Source organism: Vibrio pomeroyi (assembly GCF_024347595.1).
Classification (GTDB): domain Bacteria; phylum Pseudomonadota; class Gammaproteobacteria; order Enterobacterales; family Vibrionaceae; genus Vibrio; species Vibrio pomeroyi.
On sequence record NZ_AP025507.1, the window covers coordinates 1,410,310 to 1,428,703 of the forward strand.

Here is an 18,394-nt window from a genome sequence, read left to right on the forward strand (position 1 = left end):
CTAATAAATGTGAGTCCATTATGTCTTCTGAAGCTACTATGCTAGAACGCTGCCAATCTAAATGTGAACTATGTGGTTCTGATTCTTCTCTTACTGCATACGCAGTGCCGCCACACAGCCACGTAACAGTGGATCACGGCATCATGGTATGTGACAAATGTCTTGGTGAGATTGACGATCCTAAAGATATCAACCACTGGCGTTGTCTAACTGACAGCATGTGGAGTCAAGAAGCGCCAGTTCAAGTAACTGCATGGCGTCAACTTACTCGTCTGAACACAGAAAGCTGGGCTCAAGACGCGCTAGACATGATGTACCTTGAAGAAGAAACGTCAGTTTGGGCACAAATCGGTATGTCTGCTGATGACAAACCTCTTGACGTGAACGGCGTTGAACTTAAGAAAGGTGACGACGTAACAGTAATCAAAGACCTGCCAATCAAAGGTACTAACCAAGTGATTAAGCAAGGTACTGTTATCCGTGGTATCAGCGTTGGTGACGATCCTAAGCTTGTTTCTGGTAAAACAAACGGCGGTCAATCAATGTATGTAATCGCTGAGTTCTGCCGTAAGAAGTAATCTTACTGTAGCAGTGATAAGAAATTAAAAAAGGCGCTGACTAGCGCCTTTTTTCTTGGGAAAAATTCAACTGACGAGTTGTCTTAAAAACCACTACCGATATTAAAGTAGATAGCGCGTTCTTCATGGCTTTGCGCGTAGTCCATTCCAAGGTGTAAACCGTAACGTCTTGCGATTTGATATCGGAAACCGACACCTCCTGCATTCACGGTATTATCGTGACTTATACTGCTATCTTGTTTTGCAGTTCCAGAACCGTAGAATCCTGAAACCTTCCAACGATGGTTGATGCTATACGTCAATTGACCTTGGATTGTTTCAATCTCATCCCCTTGATAACGATAAGAAGACACACCACGCAATGACACATACGGTTTTGCTGTGGGCGATACAAACAGGTCTTGCTGTTCGAAATTTTGATAGTTTGCGGCCAAGCCTAATGTCCATTTATTGGTAATTGGGATATAGGCTTCCCCATCAATATTCAAATTACGGTAATTGTAGTCACTACCAATCGCATCGTCGAAAATCATGTAATCCGCGGACAACTTATAGCCCTTCGTTGGATAAAATAAGTTATCTCTTGTGTCATATTCAGCAGTTAAACCTATTCCAGAAGTTACAGAATCGTCGTTAACTTTTAATGACTTATTTAAATAAGGTAGATTTAATTCCAATGTTGATTGAGCAAGCAAGTGCTTTACCCCTAACATCCAAGGTGTTGTTGCAACCCTAAATTGAATTTGTTGCGATATAACAGCAACAGCGGTAGACGTTTCAAGTCCAATCTTATCCGTTAGATACAAATCCAAATTCGCAACACCAAAGCCGCCACCACCTGTATAACGGATAGAGTCATTCATCCATGAACGTCTGTGACCACCAAAAACAAACCAAGTCTCGTTTTCTGTACCAACTGCGCCAACCACTGACATGGCAGAAGGAACAAGCTGCGCACCACCATCAATAGCAGATAGCGCTGCCTGCTTTCGTTGTCGCTTCTCTTCATCTGTCTCGTGCAAGAACAAGCCAGCTACCCCGCCACCGTAACCTACCGCTGGTTCGGTAATCAAAATCGGAATAGGCAAAAAGCCATGGGCATTTTCTGCAAGGTGATGCCCCATATCAAATTGACCATCAACAGGATCATAAAACGACGCTAAAGAAGAAGTGGTAAACAGAGAGCAGGAAAGAAGAACAAAGCCGCCGCAGCGAGTCATAAGATTGGCCTCATAAAAAAGGCCGGGTAATGAAACCCGGCCGAAAGTCTGCGTCCTTGCAGTAAACATAGAAATTAAACACTTATTGCCAATAAAGGGGGTCCTTAATCGACAGGACTAGAATAGGCCAAACATTGGTATTGCCCTACTCTCATATAGAGGAGCAAACCCATCAAAACATGATCTTTACTAACGAGATGAAGCTCAGAATGCGGATACAAAAAAAGGCTCTAAGTGAGCCTTTTGGGGAAATAACTGTATAAGTAACGGTTAAGAATTACTACATATTAACCATTGAAATAAACCATTCAAATAAACATAAGTTATGGTCGGTAGTTACTGATTAATCGCTCTCGGTATTCTGAAATCACTGAAGTCAAAGAGCCCTTGATATCACTGACCTGTTTCGAATGAGGACACCACAGTGCAAAACCAAATTTGAACCCTTCAAATAACTCTGCTGTTTGAATAGGTTCAATTTCGTGTTGAGAAAACTCTGGGTCAGAGAAAAATGATTTAGGTAAAAGTGCCCAACCCAAGCCTTCTTCCACCATTTTGATCACCAACGCAAGTTGATCGATCTCTTCGTGGTCTGAACTTACAACGATTTTTTCCGACATCCCTTCTTCAATCAGAGATCTCAGTACAAACTGTTTCGAGTTTCTTAAAGCAACCAGTACGTCTTCTTTGTCTAAATTGGTAAATTCACCGCCCTTTTGTACGAACGGATAGAATTCAATATGACCTAAAAAAGTGGCGTCTAAACTGTGCATCGCACGGCTATCGTGAACATTCACCAAACCAAAGTGATACTCACCGTCCTGTATTCCTTGCTTGATCGCTTTCTTATTACGAACCAGAAAGTTAACTCGCATCATTGGGAAATCACGTTTGAGCTGCTTTCGAATATCAACCAAAACACGCTGAGGAATCACGCTCGAATAAGCGATTGTGATGTTTTCTAATCCCCCATAAGAAAGGCTCAACGCAACTTTGTCGAAGGTACGTGCTTGCTCAATGGTTTGCTTGGCATAGTGATAAAGAAGATGTCCGTCTTCTGTGGGTTCTACCGAGCGACCGACTCTTTCAAAAAGGTTTACCGCGAGTTGGTCTTCGAGGTTTGTAATCACCTGCCCGATTGTCGTTCTGTGCTTGTTGAGCTTAACGGCAGCTTTACTGAAAGAGAGCTGATCATAAACGGTAACGAACGCGAGAAGTTGTTCAATGCTGAAATTCATTTTGTTGTGCTTACTTTTAGTCGTTATGTATTTAAATTATCACAGGTTGACGAAATATCTACTTTGTTAGAATAATAATAGTGAAATGAATTCGTCTTTTTGAAACAAAAAAACCTACTTAAGTCAGTAGGTTCTATCATTAATGCGTAACGAATAACTTAAATGTATTCGATAACACGAGCTAGGTAATTGAAATCGCCTGAGTCACCGTGGTAATTACGGTAAACATCGACACTGAAGTATCTAGGCTGATCCGCTTGAATGTGTTCAGCAATACGTTGCTCAATCGACTCTAGAGTTTCACCCGTTTGCGAGTAAATGTATTTCTTGGTGCTCTTTTGAAGTTGACGTTGCTTGGCTTCGTTATGTGTGACGTAATTGTTCACCTCAACCCACTTTCCAATATAATCAATCGCCACGTAGTCTGAATTCTCTTCGACCATGATCAACGCCGCTTCTTGCTGAACGTCGGCCAGTTGTAGCATGTCGTTATCGACTTTTTGCTGGTCCATTGAGGTTGCGTTTTGTGCCATTGCAGCGCTAGACGTTGCTAAGATAAGTAGCGTTAATGCTGTTCTTTTCATTTTTTAATATCCCTAATCAAGGTAATTCGGTTACCCAAGGTTTCCCCTGAGTTGCTTTGTGATAACCATATTCATATATGGTTAATAAGTAATGTTCATCAAACATGTCTTTGGTTCGTTTGGCGTAACTAAAGTCGTGCTCGATGTAAGTAAATTGCATATCAATATTGTTGATTTCACTGATGTATTTCATTCGATATAAGTCTCCACGCGTTTGTGCAAGCGTCAGGCTTGAGACGCTCTTTGCTACCAAATCGAGTCCCTTATCTCTTAGCGAGTGATACGGGGCTTTTAGCGCGCCATTTCGAATAACATCGAGTTGTGGTTGAGTTTCTAACCCAAGTGCATCTGAGATCTGTTGATAGTCGAAGTTAGATGGATTGAAGAACACTTGAGTCGCTAAACCGCCATCGACGTGCAGTTCTTCAAAGATTTCACCTTCATGCTCTACATCGATGAACTGCGGTGGGAACACACCAGGAATAGACGCACTTGCGGCCAACACCTTATATATAAGTTCAGACTTATCTGGCATGTCGCTATTTGCAATTGCACCTACATTCCAAATGACAAGTTCACCAGAATCAAAATGAGTGCTACCTATAAACAGACGCTTACCGCTACGATGTTGTGCTGCGATTTGCTCGATCATCGGTTCTGGGAAAGCTTCAGCAATAAACTGATATAAGTTTTCGCCATCGGTAAACGCATCTTTAAAGACGGTGTTCAAAAAATTCTTTTTACCGAGTACGGATTTATCGTTTATGTTCAACATCACGTCCTTCATCTTAGAGAACGCATCTCCTCCGATGAACACAAACGGTGCCATTAAAGCGCCTGCGCTGATACCAGTGACTATCGAGTAATCTTTCAGCTGGCCTGATTCTTCAAGCCCAATCAAGATACCGGCACCAAAGGCTCCGTTGGCACCACCTCCCGACAAGGCCAAGATATTCAATTGGTCGCCTGACACGGTAATCGGCGTGGTTTTATCGGCTGGAGAGTATAAGAAGTCTGGTGACTCACTAGCCCAAATACGCAATGGCTCAGCGACTGATGATGCATCTTCTACAGTAACTTCTTTGTAATTATCTTTGTTTACACGTACGTCTAGCGTGTGAGGTGAACTGCAAGCCACTACCAAGAATGACAAAGCAACGGTAAGACCCGAAGAGATTAGACGGTTCATATTTAGGCTCATTTAGTGTTCTCTAAAGTGATTCAGAGACTCTGTTTATAAATAAGAAAACTAAAAAACAGAGAGGTTAATAAATAGGGATAAAGTGAAGTCCATCTCTTTGTGGTCGTAATATAGCTAGTATCCGGCTTAACTCGTAATCTCGTTTGTAGGACGCTATCCATCGAATAGTAGCCCCCCTTAACTGACCTTAACCACTGTTGGAGTTAATCGCTCTAGCCTATTTTGACCACGTTGAAATCGTGGGTAGGCTCTACAAATTCATACTGTGCATTAATGGTTTGCAACTCCCAAGTGCCATAGCTCTTAGTCAGCTCCAACACACCATAAACCGCGTTGTTTACATGACGGAATGCAGCCACCGGTGACATTCTTTTCATTAATCCCGCTGCAAATAGACCGGAGATAAGGTCGCCAACACCAACTGGCTGTTTATCAAATTCGATATTCGGGCGCTGGGCTAAATAGCATGCTTTTTTCGTTGCGAGGATCATGCTGAACGCATCATCGGGTAACGAATGCAGATGTTTCACGAGCACCATCTTTGGCCCAAGTTCCAGAGCTTTTTTACAGGCTGTAACCGCATCATAAAGCGAGTGGATTTTGGTATCGGTCAATTCGCTCAACTCAAATTGGTTAGGCACGATGACATCAGCTATGGGCAGCAAATGTTGGGCAATAGCCGCTTTCACGCCATCATCAACAATGCAACCTTTATCTGGGTCACCCATTACAGGGTCACAAATGTAGAGTGCGCTGTGGTTCTTTTCTTTGATGAGGTTAACCGCCTCGGCGACCGCTTTACATTGGTCTGCACTTCCTTGATAACCCGAAAGGATCGCGCCACAGTCTTTCAATGCACTGATGTTGTCTAAGCCTCGAATTAAACTTCGAATGTCATCTGAACTAAATGTCTTTCCTGTCCAACCTTGCTCATATTGAGTGTGATTAGAGAACTGAACAGTATGGATTGGCCATACATCGAGTCCCATTCTTTGGATTGGAAAAACCACAGAGCTGTTGCCTGCATGCCCATAAACCACGTGAGATTGAATAGAAATAATACTTTTCATACGCCGCTCTTCTGATTTTGTCGGAATGAATTTCGTTTGGATTTGGCGACTAAATAAACACAACGATTGCATCCAATAGATAGCTACTTGAACACTGTGCTTATTTGGTCGGAATAGCCTCGACATCGCCGAGGCTTATTCTTAGTGATATGAAGATCGTTAGCTTAAAATCATGAATTCGCTTCTAAGCCTGATTAGAACTTATGCGCCTTGGAACTCAGCGAAGTGCTCGTCCAACACCTTGCGAGTTGCGCGGCCAATCAGTTCGTACTCATGGTGAGTAAGGTTAGCTAGCGATACACGAACAGAAGCGTGTACTACATCGAAGCCTTTGCCAGGAAGCAAGATAACGCCAGTTTCATGTGCAAGTCGGAACAAGAAGTCTTTGCCCTTCTCGTTCGCTTTGAACCATTCAACGAAAGCTGGTCCGTACAATTTGCCGCCCAAAGTGTCGAGCTCAAGCAATGTGTAGTAGTCCACACGATCTTTGTTTTCTTCAATTTCGACACCCATGTTTTTGTACAAAGTTTTGTAACGTTCGCGAATAATGCGTTTGCACGCTTCTTTGTAGTTTTGCTCTGAATCCATTAGGCAGTTCAATGAGAACAGTGCCATCTGAACTTGTTGTGGTAGTGAAAGACCCGCAGTGTGGTTTAGTGCAACACTGCGGCTGTCTGCAACAATACGGTCGATGAATTTAATACCGCGTGGTTCTGGGTCTAGCGTTTTGTATCGATCATCCAGTTCCAGTTGACGAGATTCTGGTAGGCTGCGCATTGCATCATCGAACACGTTGTTGTGCTGAATCGCAATTGAGCCAAGGCGCCAGCCTGTCGCTCCGAAGTACTTAGAGAATGAGTAAACACAAAGCGTGTTGTATGGAAGTTTGGCAAACAGAGAAACGAAATCGTCTGCGAATGTGCCGTACACATCATCGGTGATAATGAACAGATCACTACGTTGTGTGTTGACGAAGTCTGATAGGTTATTCAGAGTCTCATCAGAGAACTTCACTGATGCTGGGTTTGCTGGGTTTACCACACACAGCAGTTTAATGTCTTTGTCTTCAAGTTTTTCGATTTCAGACATAGGTAACTGCCATGTTGTCTCATCCAAACGAAGCTCTACAATCTCAAGTTCGTATTCTGAAAGCTCAGGGATTTCTAAGTAAGGTGTGAAGATTGGTGTGATCAACGCTACCTTATCGCCTTTCTTTAGTAGACCGTTGTGAAACATGGTTTGGAACGTGTACGTCATTGATGCCGTACCACCTTCCGTTGCAAATAGATCGAAATCTGTCGTCATTGGCATTGGGCCGTACATCTCTTCTGCAATGTATTGTTTTACTACGCTTTCAATATTCGTCAGCATGCGTGGCGGTACTGGGTAGTTACACGCTAAGTACGCATTCACAAGCTCATTTAAGAACACTTGCTTCTCGATACCTAAGCGGTCTTTTGCGTAGCTCAGAGCTTTTTCAATGAACTGAACGCCTAGGTTCTGTTGATTGCTGTTTGCGTAAGAATCAAAACGCTCAACAATACCAACACCATCTGGAATACCACCAAAGCTACCGTCTAGATATGAGTATGTACGCTCCGCTTCCATTACTGCGAATTCACCTAAACGAATAAATGCTTTACGTGGTAGTGTTGCTAGGAAGTTTGGGTTACCACGTCCTGCGTCTAATAAAGCACGGTCTGGTACTGTTTGTGCTACTTCAATTAATTTATCTTTTAATTCAAACGGGCTTAAATCAGCGAATTTTGAAAAGTCGATCGTAGTATTTTGTGTAGTCATAATATTTACCTGATAATTTAATCTTAAACACTTGCAATTCAATAAAGTGTTTTACTTAAGTGTGATTATTCAGGCCCACTCTTTTTTATTGGGTAGGTCTGTTAATAAGTTGATGATTGTTTTAAATCTATAATGAGTTTGCGATTTTAATTACATACCCGCATTAACGGTAATAATCCCGACGATAATTGGTCCCCATAGCGTCAGTAATACGTTGGCTACTGCGTAAGTCACAGTGAAAGAGAATACTGGCGTTGCATTGCCTGTTTTTTCCATCAATGCTGCGAATGCTGGGTTTGCACTTCGACCGCCAGTCACACAACCTAACGCTTCTACTGGGTTCTTGATCTTCAATACAAAGTACGAGAAAAAGAATGAAATAATCTGTGGAATGATGGTGACCGCCATACCCAAGAACAGAAGCGACATACCGTGTTCTTTTATGGTATCAACCGCTTGAGGGCCAGCTTCTAAGCCAACAATGCCAACAAACGCTGCTAAACCAAAATCACGAATGAAATTTGCTGCACCCGCAGGGAACTGAGCCACATGTGGGTTTCGACTGCGTAACCACCCAACAAGCAAGCCAGAAATCAAACAACCTGCACCAGATCCAATCGTTACTGGAATACCTGCAATCTTGAAGCTGATTAGGCCAATAAGAAGACCCAATACCATACCGAAACCCAGTACGATGAAATCAGTCATAGTCGCAGAACCCATACGCTTACCGATGTGTTTTTCAACTCGGTTGATGTCTTGTGCGGTACCCGTTAATTGAATAACGTCGTTTTTCTCAACAATTAGGTCATCAGTAATAGCGACTGAAGCACCTTCTCGGATGTAATCTGTCACATACACGCCGCGGAATGAGCGTTCGTTTGAGCTGTCTTTGATTTCTCTTAGCGAACGACCAATTAGCTTGCGGTTATCAGCGATAAGTTGACGATTTTCTTCAATAACTTCATAGCTTTCCGGTAATGCGACTTCATTGCTTTGTGCCTTGCTCTGAAGCTCATGAACCGCGTTTCTACGGCCAGTAACCACAACAAGGTCGCCCACTTTAAGCGCTGTGAACTTGTCTGCACTCAGCTCTTTTTCATCGCGTTCAACAAGTTCAATACACGCAGCTAGTGATGATTGGTTCAATTGCGCTAATGTTTTACCAACAAGTTGGTCGTCGTTAGTCACTTTGAAAGCACGCGTAACTAAAGCCGTGACAGCGTTAAATTCGCCGTCTGCTAAATCACGTTTACCGTTAGAGTTTTTCTCTTCTAGAGCGATAGCTTCAGATCGGATATCCCACTTCATGAGCGTTGGGAATACCCAAGTCACCATCAAGATTGGGCCTAATGAACCAAAGATGTATGTTACCGCGTAACCAACCGCTACATTTGTTTGCATCAGGTGTTTGGCTTCTTCAGATACGCCGCCTAAACGTGCAATCGCATCACCTGCAGTACCAATGATCGCAGATTGAGTTAAGCCACCAGCCGCTAGACCTGCAGCTGTACCTCTATCTAGGTCAAATAACCACGCAGCGGCAAGTACACACAATAAACCTGAAACCGTCATCACAACCGCAGAGAGCAGAATGTTAATGGTTCTGAAGTTAAGTGCTTTAAAGAATTGTGCACCGCCTTGATAACCCACAGCATAAATAAAGAGCGCGAAGAAAATACTTTTTACGCCGGGATCAATCTGAACACCAAATTGCCCAATAATTACGCCCATTAATAATGTTCCGGCTACTCCGCCTAAAACAAATCGGCCGATAGTAATTTTACCAACCATATAACCTAATGATAGTGTAATAAATAGTGCGACAAATGGTGCCATGTCAAACAGATTAGAAATAATGTCCATGACAAATTTACTCTTGTTACTAAATATAAGGAGTAAATAATCTAACGAATAACTTAATAATGATATTTGTTGGATTATTCAAAATAAATAAAGCATCTCGTTGCTTCGAACCGAATATTAAGAACAAAAGGTTTTATTATGTAATCCCATTTGATGGATCAAATCATCACTTTAACTGTTTGAAGAGTTATTTAAGTTCAATCTACATCTGAAGTGACTGTTTTAAATAGATTTATCTTAAACCAGCAAAAGTAGATAATTTTCGAAATCAATTTCAATTAAGTGTTTTCACTTCAAGAACTCCAATCTAACTACCCTTGTTTTACTGGCTTACGGCTCTCAACAAAGAGGCAGTCGGCATAATCACCGAATAAAGTTAGATTTTGATGGATCCGATCCTCTATAAGCGATTATCACAATAAATCGAACTCCGTTATCGTTGCATTCATCAAACAAATAGAGAACAGAACCATGAACACAATGCCACATGAGCTTGTGTGGGGTGAAGTCTACTTCCCACCGCTGTTATTGGTTATCGCACTGGCTTACATACTGACAATGCTAACAGGGTCAATCGCGACACGGTTTGGCCTTCATAAGTACGTCGCCTTTCCTGCAATAGCAGAACTGAGCTTGATCGTGATTTTTACTGGCGCTATCGGCCATTTTATTACCATTTTTTGAGGCACTTACTGTGATCAAACGTTATCTCATCACACTTTTATTATTGGCTGCTGCAGGAACTGTGGTTTATAGCTATTACCAGTCGTACTCAAGTAACCCATGGACCAGAGACGGACAAGTCAGCGCTTATATTGTCTCGATTACACCTCGAGTCACGGGTCAAGTCATTGAAGTGCATGTCGAAGACAACTCGAAGGTAAAAAAAGGCGATCTTCTTTTTGAAATCGATCCGAGTATTTATAAGGCGACCTACAGAAAAGCACTTGCGACTCAAAAACAAGCGTTTGCCCTACTCGCCAAAGCCAAAAACGAAGAGCAACGCGCGTTGAACTTAGAGAAAAGAACGCCCGGTGCCGTGCCCGTGCTTACTCTAAACAACTTGAACAACGCGGTAGAAACCAGCGCCGCAAATGTCGAACTGGCAAAAGCGAACGTAGAAGAAGCACATCTCAACCTTGAGTACACCAAGGTATATGCGCCTACTAACGGCTATATCACAAACCTGAACCTACGTGTTGGCTCTCAAGTTGTCGCGAATTCACCTGTGGTTGCACTAATTGATGAAGATAGCTTCTGGATTGAAGGTTATTTCAAAGAGACTGATTTAGTCGGTGTCGATGCTCAGGACGCTGCTTATGTGACCTTAATGATGCACAACAATGTTCAGCTAGAAGGCCATATCAAAAGTATTGGTTTTGGTATCGCGAAGCAAGACGGCAGCACAGGTAATGATTTATTGCCGAACGTGAATCCAAACTTCCAATGGATACGTCTCGCTCAACGTATCCCTATCAAAGTGAAGTTAGACAAAATACCGGAAGACGTACAACTGCGTGTTGGTATGACTGCCTCGATCAAAATAATCAAAAATAGCTAGGTGATTCTTATGTTCACTGCATCGACTAAAGACGCGATTAAAGCCGCACTCTCTATCGTTATCGCAATCTGCCTAGCGTTGTGGTTCGGTTGGGAAAAACCGTATTGGGCTGCGATAGCCGTCGCAGTGATGGCATTGAACGAGAGTTTCGCCCATTCAATAAACAAAGGCCATAACCGGTTAATGGGAACCTTGTTAGGGACCGGTTATGCCTTTTTCCTTATCGCCATGTTTTCTCAAGATCGCTTCTTGTTTCTAACATTTTTCACCCTGTTCCTTGGGGTATGTATCTTCATGTCGAGCGACGAGAAATACGGCTATATCTTTTCAATAGGATTTGCCGTGTGTTCGATTGTTGCTTGTATGGGCGGGTTTGATAGCCAAACCACCTTTCACTTTGCAGTGCTTAGACTTCAAGAAACACTATTAGGCGTTGTTGTGTTCTCTATTGTGTATCGCATCGTGTGGCCTGTGAATACTGAACTCAACTTTGTACAACGTTTCGAAACCAGTAAACAAGCCTTGTTAGATGCGATGGAAAAAACAGACAACATCGACATTGCCGCACTTGAAAGCAACACCGCGAATATTGATAAGCTGTATCAACTTTTAGATCTGCCATTGACTGGAAGCTACCACCTTAAAGAGAACATCCAAACATGGCGCTTGCGTATCGATGAAATGGCACATATCCAAGATACATTACTCAAACAAATTAACAGCGAATCAGACTTAGATATCCAGTGGGCAGTTCTTACTCACAACTTGAAGACGTTCGATGTATTAACACCAGATCAATCTCTTGTTGAGGGTGAACTCAATGTCATGGGCGCTCATAAAGACGTGTCTTGGCATCATGCTCATCGGACGTTTGTTGAACATTTGAATGAAGATGGGCGCAAGGTGCTGCAAGGCGTGTCGATGTTTATCACATCGCTGTTCATTTGGATTTATCTTCCAGTTCCAGGTGGTTTCATATTTCCTATGTTAGCCGGTGTATTCTCTTCTATGGTGCCGACCATGCCACCAAGCGTTATTAAGGATGCTTTTTATGGTGTGTTGGGTACAGGGTCGGTGATTCTGTTGCAATACATCTTTGTGATGCCATTAATGACAGAACTATGGGAGCTGGGGCTGTTCTACTTCCTTAACATTATGGTGATATGGAAAGTGTTCGCGACACCTAAGCTCATGGTACATCGAATTTTGGGTATCAATTTGTTGGTTGTTCTTACATCTGGTGCGCTTAACCTCACTCCTGTTTATAGAATAGAAACGCCACTGTTGATGTTGGTGAATATTTTGATCATTTTAATGATCGCGAAGCTGTTTACTGATCTATTCAGAGTAAAAGTAACCGCTTAGAACTGGATACACTAAATCCCCTCATAACAAAACGGCCTGCCAAGTATTTTTACTTCGCAGGCCGTTTTTGTATCTATTTAAAATCAATATAAATCAGTTGATTAACGCTAATTATTGCTAAGTGAGGATAGCGTCCATCAAACGCGATTAACGCGATCTGCCACCTCCTCTTAAAATCCTCTCATTGATTGACGCAATGCATTTTTAGTCGCGACATTCACACTAGCAATCCTAACGGATAAATACATAACAACTGAACACGACGTTCAGTATTACATCGACTGTTTGAGTCTCGAAGGTTTGAGGCCACTCAGCGTGGAAACCGTCATGAGTTTTTTTGAAATACGCACCAGCGCCTGTAAGACCCATACTCTTTCTGTGTTAGCGAGCGCCCTATTACTTACCACACCCAATTTTGCGTCTGCAGCAGAAACCAAGACTTACAGCGAAGTCATGGAAAAAGGTCGAGCACTATTTGACAAATATGGCATCAGTCATGATTTACCAAAGCTAGCAATCAGTTCACTTGTACAGGGCGAACACCTAGTTGAACACGCACATCGTACTCTAGAAATTGGTGATGACGTTCGTGACTCAAGCGTCTATCTCGTTAAGAACACCGACACTAAAGGCAACATCGATCTTCGTATCAAATATAACCCAGAAGAACTGGATGATAACGAAAACCTGCTCGATGAAATAGAAGCCTTCACACGTACCGAATATCGCTTACGTGACTATGCAGAAAGCTTTGATTCATCCTCGGTTCGCGTAAAAGAAATCGACGATAACAAAGTAATCATCAGCTTCGATTATTCGAAATATGGTCTCCCTCAAGACATCGCATATTTCCGTTTTTTGAATGTCGACATTGAGTTAATCGACGGTGAACCAAAACGCATGCTGATCAGCAATGAAAAGCCATTCAAGCACCATACCTACAAGGTAGAAAGCTATCAGCAAGAGATTGAGTTTCACTCTTTACCGACGGACAAGTTAGTCATCGCGCGAAAAACAACTCAAGTGGTTGGTACAACCAAGAACAAGCCAATGAAGATGACGAGCATCGTCGAGCCTGTTGCGTTTTATGAAGAGGATAACGGCGTACAAGTGGTCAATGAAGCGAGGCTTCAAGAAGTATCAGACCCAAGAATGTTAGAAGCGAGCGTCAAGCTAGACCGTATCTTCCCTTTAATGGGCGACATGGTACGACGCCAAGGTATCGATTTACCCCTTCCATTCGGCGTGTCAGTGGCTTATCGAAATCAAGACATGGATATTCCGATGACAGATTACGTGATTGGTGGTGTGCGCTTGAATGATTTATTTGACCCGGAAGATAGTGTTGCGACGGTCAAAGCGGAAAGTGTTTCGATACGCGGTGACGTAAATATCCTGCCATTCTGGAATGTATTCGGATACGTAGGAAAGGTAAACGTTGATGCGAACGTGGACGCCTCTTATACCGGCGCAGCAGGTGAATACTTAAAAGACAAGCTCAATGATCAATTTGATGGCGCAGGTGATCTGCTTTGTAGAGAAGTTTCTGCTCTGTGTAACCGTGGACGTTTAAATGTCCCATTGCACCTCGAATATGACTTGCGCGGTGTAGGTACAACGTTGTCTGTTGGTTACAAAGAGTTCTTTGCTTCTGTTACTGGCACTTACTCACAAACCCGCCTTAAAGGGCTAGACGATTGGGGCGATGGCATTGTCACGGTTCAACCTATGCTGGGTTACCAATTAGTCGATTATCGAGCTCAGTTTTTCGTGGGTGCTGAATACCAAGGTTTAAATTCACGTATGCAAGGTACCGTAAAAACCGATGACATCGAATTTGATTATGACGTTGGTGTCGACATCGATCAGTGGGCATTCCTAACAGGAGTTAACAAGCAGATCGGCAAAAACTACAACATGACCATGTTGTACAACAAAGGCGAAACTCGTTCGGCTGTAACGCTGAACCTGGGTTACCGATTCTAGTCACCGAACTTTGAATATCAGCCTAGCCCTTAAACCAGGTTGTTCTTGATAAGAAATTTGTAGCTCTGTTATCTAAGTAGATGACGATGAAACAGACTGCGCCGAATACTATTGTGGAAACTTTTTTATGACTATTGCATACCGTTCAATGATCGCTCTGACAATTGCTGCAACCTTAGCAGGTTGCGATACTGATACTGCCCCTACCGTTCCATTACCAGACAAGCCTGAACCGTTAGTTCCGGCACCGGCTAAACCGTTTGATGCTCAAATCGGTGACGTAACGATTAAAGCGACCATAGAAGAACTGGTTATAACTTCGAATACCGAAGATGACAAACTGGCTTCTGTTGAGTCTTTCAAAGGGATTCAATATGCCGAGGCTCAGCGCTTTGAGCACAGCAATATGCTGACTTTATCAGATAATACAGATGAATTTGAAGTTATTGACGCAACTAAATTTGGGGATGCTTGTCCTCAACTAAAAACGACATCACAAACACAAGATGAGAACTGCCTTAACCTCAATATCTGGCGTCCAGCAGGCGTAGATTCTGATGCAGATCTACCGGTTTATGTATTCATCCACGGTGGTGACTTTGAATATGGCTCAGGTGCTGAGCCTCTGATTCAAGGCGATAATGTTGTAGCTCAAGGTGCTAGTGAAGGTAATCCTTTTATCTATGTGTCGTTTAACTACCGTTTGGGGCTTTTGGGTTCTATGTGGGTAGACGACGAAAAAAGCGGTAATTTCGGCATCGGTGATCAAAAACGTGCACTTCAATGGGTGAACGAGAACATTTCTAAATTTGGCGGTAATGCTGAGGATGTCACTTTGATGGGACAAGGATCAGGTGCGATGTCTGTGGGTATTCTTCAACAAGATAACGTGGTGGATTCTATAGTCAATGTTAACGGTGACATGAAGTACTTTGATCGTGCGATTATGCAGAGTAACCCTTACGGTTTTGAATACAAAAGCAACGCAACAGCACAAGATAGTAGTGTATCTGTGTGTGAAGCATTAGAGACAACTGATACAAAGACTCAATTAAATGCCTTAAAAGTCGCTTTAGAAGCTTTACTGACTTTGAATATACTACCAGAGGACATACAAAACGTTTTGGAATCTATCGCCGATGACCTGCCATATTTTGCAACTGTAACTGTATGTGCAGATGACTCTATCGATCAGCAACAAAATTTAACACTAGACAAGATCCTCGAAGCACAACGTGACACCTTACTTTCACCAATAAACAAGGTACTAAATTGGGCTGAAAACAGTGTGCTAGGGGTTATAAATGATGATAGCAATACTCCAATGTCGAATTTAATGCCATTTGCACCATATATAGACAGCAATGGTACAAATCAAGGTTTACACCTAACCAGCCAACCGGTATCTGAAAATTTTTCAGTACCAACTGTCATCGGTAACAATGAAAAAGACGCTAACACTATGAGCATGTTACCTACTCTCACGTTCTTGATTCCAACTATTTTGGAGTTATTACAAGAGGATATCGACAACGGTACTTTTGAATCACTTAGCGAAGGCAATAAAGATTTAGAATTAGCGGTATGGCTTCAAGTTGATGACAACCAACAACGAGTAATCGATGTAGTTTCAGCGCTTTCGTTAGAAGAAGTTCAAACACAGATCGAACTAGGTGACCTACTCGACTTATTGCCATCAACGGCGTACGAAGCGGTAACTAAGTTGTTTTTCGGTCTAGGCAATGCTGACTTCAACAATGATGTACTAGGTTTATCCGATTACGCGCCATGGTCTGAGAATGAACTTGGTGGTGCAACAAAGAACATGTCACAGTTCAAGACATTAATGAATGACATGCTGTTCCAAGCCCCTGCACGAAACCAAGCGATTCTTTCTTCTGAAGATATGAACGCCCCAGTGTCTATGTACCACTTTGCGTATAAGCCTAGCTTTAACGTTTGGACATACAACACTAGTGGTGAGAATGGTGACCTAGATATTGGCGATGCTTTAAAAACTATCGCATGTATCTCAGCTGCTTGTAATGCATCGGAACTGCCGTTTGTTTTTAACAAACCATTAAAGTTAGACGGCACATCAGTTCGCCCAACATCGAAAGATCGCGCACTTATGAATGACATGTCGCGTTTATGGTTCAGTGACCGTCTATTTAGCGACTATACGTACAGCACACAACTGGACAACGTGCTTTCTATTAATAGTGATGGTTCGCTAAGCCAAGAGGTCGACTGGGATTCAGTTAAAAATGCTGGTGAAGACACCGATATGCGTAATGGCAGACTTCAAGGCTTGAATGATTTGGGTCTGACATTGAAGTACATGCCCGATTACTCGATTCCTGAAAAACAGTAGCGCCCCCTCAACAGTGGCCAATTAATGGCCACTGTCATTTATATATTCCACGCGGAACCCCATTATGAACTTCACACGTATTAATGCGTTGATGGTGTTGCTTTTGTCGATCTTGATAACTGGCTGCGCCCAACCATACCCCGATGTTGAACCTGACTTCGAAGCAAACTGGCAAAGCACGGAGCACCAAGCTGAGGTGTACCTGATCCCAACTGCACCAGAGGCCTTCGCTCGTCGTATCGAGCTCGTTCGCCAAGCGCAACACTCTATTGATATGACCTACTTCTCTTGGGAACGTGACACACTTGGTTTGATGCTTCTAAACGAGCTAAAGCAAGCGGCAGATCGTGATGTTCACGTGCGACTAACCTTAGATGACCTACTGGTTTTTAATGATAAATGGCTAGCGGAATTGGACTCACACCCTAATATTGAGATTCGACTTTTCAACCCTTTTGAATCACGTAAAGCTGGCTGGATTGGTCGTGCGTTCAACTTCTCCACTCATCAAAAACAACTAGATAATCGGCTTCACGAGAAGTACTTTAACGTTGATCATCACTCGATGATTTTAGGTGGAAGAAACATTGGCAATGATTACTTTGGCTATAGCGAGAATGCCAATTTCTTTGATATGGACGTTTTGTTTCGAGGTGACGTAATCGCGTCTTTCGACAACAATTACCAAGCACTTTGGGATAGCGAATATGTTGTGCCAATTCAAGAACGAATCAAAGTCAAAGAACAAGGCCAATACAAAGCGTTTACCAAGGCAATAAATAAAGGTGAGAAGAATAAAAAACCGATTACTTTCGATGTTGAGCAACAGATAACCCGCCTGAGCGAACCAAGATTTATTAAAGCATCGGTAACGCCTTTATTTGATTCATTAGAGAAACTCAATGACAACAAGCCCTACTTTCGTCAACGTACAGAGCACTTAATGAACCAAAAAGTGCCGACACCTTCTAAGGTTATGATTTCTACGCCTTACATGGTTCCAAGCGATAACCAGTTTGTCTTTATCGATGCGCTTACAGATAATCAAGCCGAAGTCACCTTACTGACGAATTCATCGGCTTCTAATGATTCGGGCTTTGTTCCTGCGTATTACGAAAAACACCGTGAGACTTTACTCGACAAAGGCATAAGTATCTACGAGTACAAAAGCCAAGCGATCAATGATGATCACTACTTTCATGTTGATACCTACTACCACAACAAGACAGTAATTTTAGATGAGCGTCTAACCTATATAGGCTCTTCTAACTTTGATCCAAGATCAGACTTTCTCAACGTTGAGTTTGGTGTGTTGATTGAGAGTGAAGAGTTTGCGAAGCAAGTGACACACTACTTAACACGTCAGAAAGAGGATTTGTTCTGGGCTGTATCGCGAGAACAATCAGGTGAGACGAGCTGGACTTCAGGAGACCAAAGCCATACTAAGAATCCAAACTACAGTTCATGGAACAAGGTACCAGATTGGTTATTTCGAAAAATGAATGGCGAGTTCGAGCTTTAAGTGTCGGGCTTCGAATTTTAGTTTTTAAT

At 42.6% G+C, this 18,394-nt stretch carries 14 protein-coding genes; 7 read left to right on the forward strand and 7 right to left on the reverse strand.

Annotated features, from left to right (window positions below; translation table 11 throughout):
* The first annotated feature begins 20 nt into the window (after positions 1 to 20).
* Positions 21 to 578: a PhnA domain-containing protein gene (locus OCV12_RS22305; protein WP_017060062.1), complete on the forward strand. Its 558-nt coding sequence runs from the start codon at positions 21 to 23 to the stop codon at positions 576 to 578.
* Positions 579 to 661: 83 nt separating this feature from the next.
* Here OCV12_RS22305 and OCV12_RS22310 read toward each other — a convergent pair whose 3' ends face one another.
* From OCV12_RS22310 to aspT, 7 genes are all read right to left on the reverse strand, one after another.
* Positions 662 to 1,798 (reverse strand): BamA/TamA family outer membrane protein, encoded by a 1,137-nt coding sequence (locus OCV12_RS22310; protein ID WP_261886200.1) that lies wholly within the window; start codon positions 1,796 to 1,798, stop codon positions 662 to 664.
* 323 nt (positions 1,799 to 2,121) lie between these two features.
* Positions 2,122 to 3,036 carry a LysR family transcriptional regulator gene (locus OCV12_RS22315; RefSeq protein ID WP_176679705.1) on the reverse strand — a complete coding sequence of 305 codons (915 nt, stop codon included), beginning with the start codon at positions 3,034 to 3,036 and terminating at the stop codon, positions 2,122 to 2,124.
* 158 nt (positions 3,037 to 3,194) lie between these two features.
* Positions 3,195 to 3,548, reverse strand: coding sequence for a hypothetical protein (locus OCV12_RS22320; RefSeq protein WP_370779746.1), 354 nt, complete (start codon positions 3,546 to 3,548; stop codon positions 3,195 to 3,197).
* A gap of 88 nt (positions 3,549 to 3,636) precedes the next feature.
* A complete protein-coding gene (locus OCV12_RS22325; protein ID WP_261887120.1) occupies positions 3,637 to 4,809 on the reverse strand; it encodes a patatin-like phospholipase family protein in 1,173 nt (390 codons plus the stop codon).
* Positions 4,810 to 5,033: 224 nt separating this feature from the next.
* A complete protein-coding gene (gene pdxY / locus OCV12_RS22330; RefSeq protein WP_261886201.1) occupies positions 5,034 to 5,891 on the reverse strand; it encodes a pyridoxal kinase PdxY in 858 nt (285 codons plus the stop codon).
* A gap of 201 nt (positions 5,892 to 6,092) precedes the next feature.
* Entirely contained in the window at positions 6,093 to 7,691 is a 1,599-nt protein-coding gene (locus OCV12_RS22335; RefSeq protein WP_261886202.1) for a bifunctional aspartate transaminase/aspartate 4-decarboxylase, read from the reverse strand.
* 150 nt (positions 7,692 to 7,841) lie between these two features.
* Positions 7,842 to 9,557: an aspartate-alanine antiporter gene (gene aspT / locus OCV12_RS22340; protein ID WP_261886203.1), complete on the reverse strand. Its 1,716-nt coding sequence runs from the start codon at positions 9,555 to 9,557 to the stop codon at positions 7,842 to 7,844.
* A 471-nt stretch (positions 9,558 to 10,028) separates the two neighbouring features.
* On the opposite strand from aspT, the gene OCV12_RS22345 reads away from it, so the two are divergent.
* The 6 genes from OCV12_RS22345 to OCV12_RS22370 all read left to right on the forward strand — a co-directional run bounded on the left by OCV12_RS22345 (position 10,029) and on the right by OCV12_RS22370 (position 18,365).
* On the forward strand, positions 10,029 to 10,241 hold the full coding sequence (locus tag OCV12_RS22345) for a DUF1656 domain-containing protein (protein WP_010429574.1): 213 nt from the start codon (positions 10,029 to 10,031) through the stop codon (positions 10,239 to 10,241).
* A 10-nt stretch (positions 10,242 to 10,251) separates the two neighbouring features.
* Positions 10,252 to 11,118: an HlyD family secretion protein gene (locus tag OCV12_RS22350; RefSeq protein WP_261886204.1), complete on the forward strand. Its 867-nt coding sequence runs from the start codon at positions 10,252 to 10,254 to the stop codon at positions 11,116 to 11,118.
* A 9-nt stretch (positions 11,119 to 11,127) separates the two neighbouring features.
* Positions 11,128 to 12,483 (forward strand): FUSC family protein, encoded by a 1,356-nt coding sequence (locus OCV12_RS22355; RefSeq protein WP_261886205.1) that lies wholly within the window; start codon positions 11,128 to 11,130, stop codon positions 12,481 to 12,483.
* Between the two features lie 327 nt (positions 12,484 to 12,810).
* A complete protein-coding gene (locus OCV12_RS22360) occupies positions 12,811 to 14,469 on the forward strand; it encodes a hypothetical protein (protein WP_261886206.1) in 1,659 nt (552 codons plus the stop codon).
* Between the two features lie 127 nt (positions 14,470 to 14,596).
* On the forward strand, positions 14,597 to 16,843 hold the full coding sequence (locus OCV12_RS22365) for a carboxylesterase family protein (RefSeq protein WP_261886207.1): 2,247 nt from the start codon (positions 14,597 to 14,599) through the stop codon (positions 16,841 to 16,843).
* 64 nt (positions 16,844 to 16,907) lie between these two features.
* A complete protein-coding gene (locus OCV12_RS22370; RefSeq protein WP_261886208.1) occupies positions 16,908 to 18,365 on the forward strand; it encodes a phospholipase D family protein in 1,458 nt (485 codons plus the stop codon).
* Positions 18,366 to 18,394: the final 29 nt, after the last annotated feature.

Coding starts and splice junctions, on each gene's coding strand:
- OCV12_RS22320 (WP_370779746.1), bottom strand. CDS start 3,548: ATGGACCAGCAAAAAGTCGATAACGACATGCTACAACTGGCCGACGTT.
- OCV12_RS22325 (WP_261887120.1), bottom strand. CDS start 4,809: ATGAACCGTCTAATCTCTTCGGGTCTTACCGTTGCTTTGTCATTCTTG.
- OCV12_RS22370 (WP_261886208.1), top strand. CDS start 16,908: ATGAACTTCACACGTATTAATGCGTTGATGGTGTTGCTTTTGTCGATC.
- OCV12_RS22335 (WP_261886202.1), bottom strand. CDS start 7,691: ATGACTACACAAAATACTACGATCGACTTTTCAAAATTCGCTGATTTA.
- OCV12_RS22355 (WP_261886205.1), top strand. CDS start 11,128: ATGTTCACTGCATCGACTAAAGACGCGATTAAAGCCGCACTCTCTATC.
- aspT (WP_261886203.1), bottom strand. CDS start 9,557: ATGGACATTATTTCTAATCTGTTTGACATGGCACCATTTGTCGCACTA.
- OCV12_RS22360 (WP_261886206.1), top strand. CDS start 12,811: ATGAGTTTTTTTGAAATACGCACCAGCGCCTGTAAGACCCATACTCTT.
- OCV12_RS22365 (WP_261886207.1), top strand. CDS start 14,597: ATGACTATTGCATACCGTTCAATGATCGCTCTGACAATTGCTGCAACC.
- OCV12_RS22315 (WP_176679705.1), bottom strand. CDS start 3,036: ATGAATTTCAGCATTGAACAACTTCTCGCGTTCGTTACCGTTTATGAT.
- OCV12_RS22305 (WP_017060062.1), top strand. CDS start 21: ATGTCTTCTGAAGCTACTATGCTAGAACGCTGCCAATCTAAATGTGAA.
- pdxY (WP_261886201.1), bottom strand. CDS start 5,891: ATGAAAAGTATTATTTCTATTCAATCTCACGTGGTTTATGGGCATGCA.
- OCV12_RS22345 (WP_010429574.1), top strand. CDS start 10,029: ATGAACACAATGCCACATGAGCTTGTGTGGGGTGAAGTCTACTTCCCA.
- OCV12_RS22310 (WP_261886200.1), bottom strand. CDS start 1,798: ATGACTCGCTGCGGCGGCTTTGTTCTTCTTTCCTGCTCTCTGTTTACC.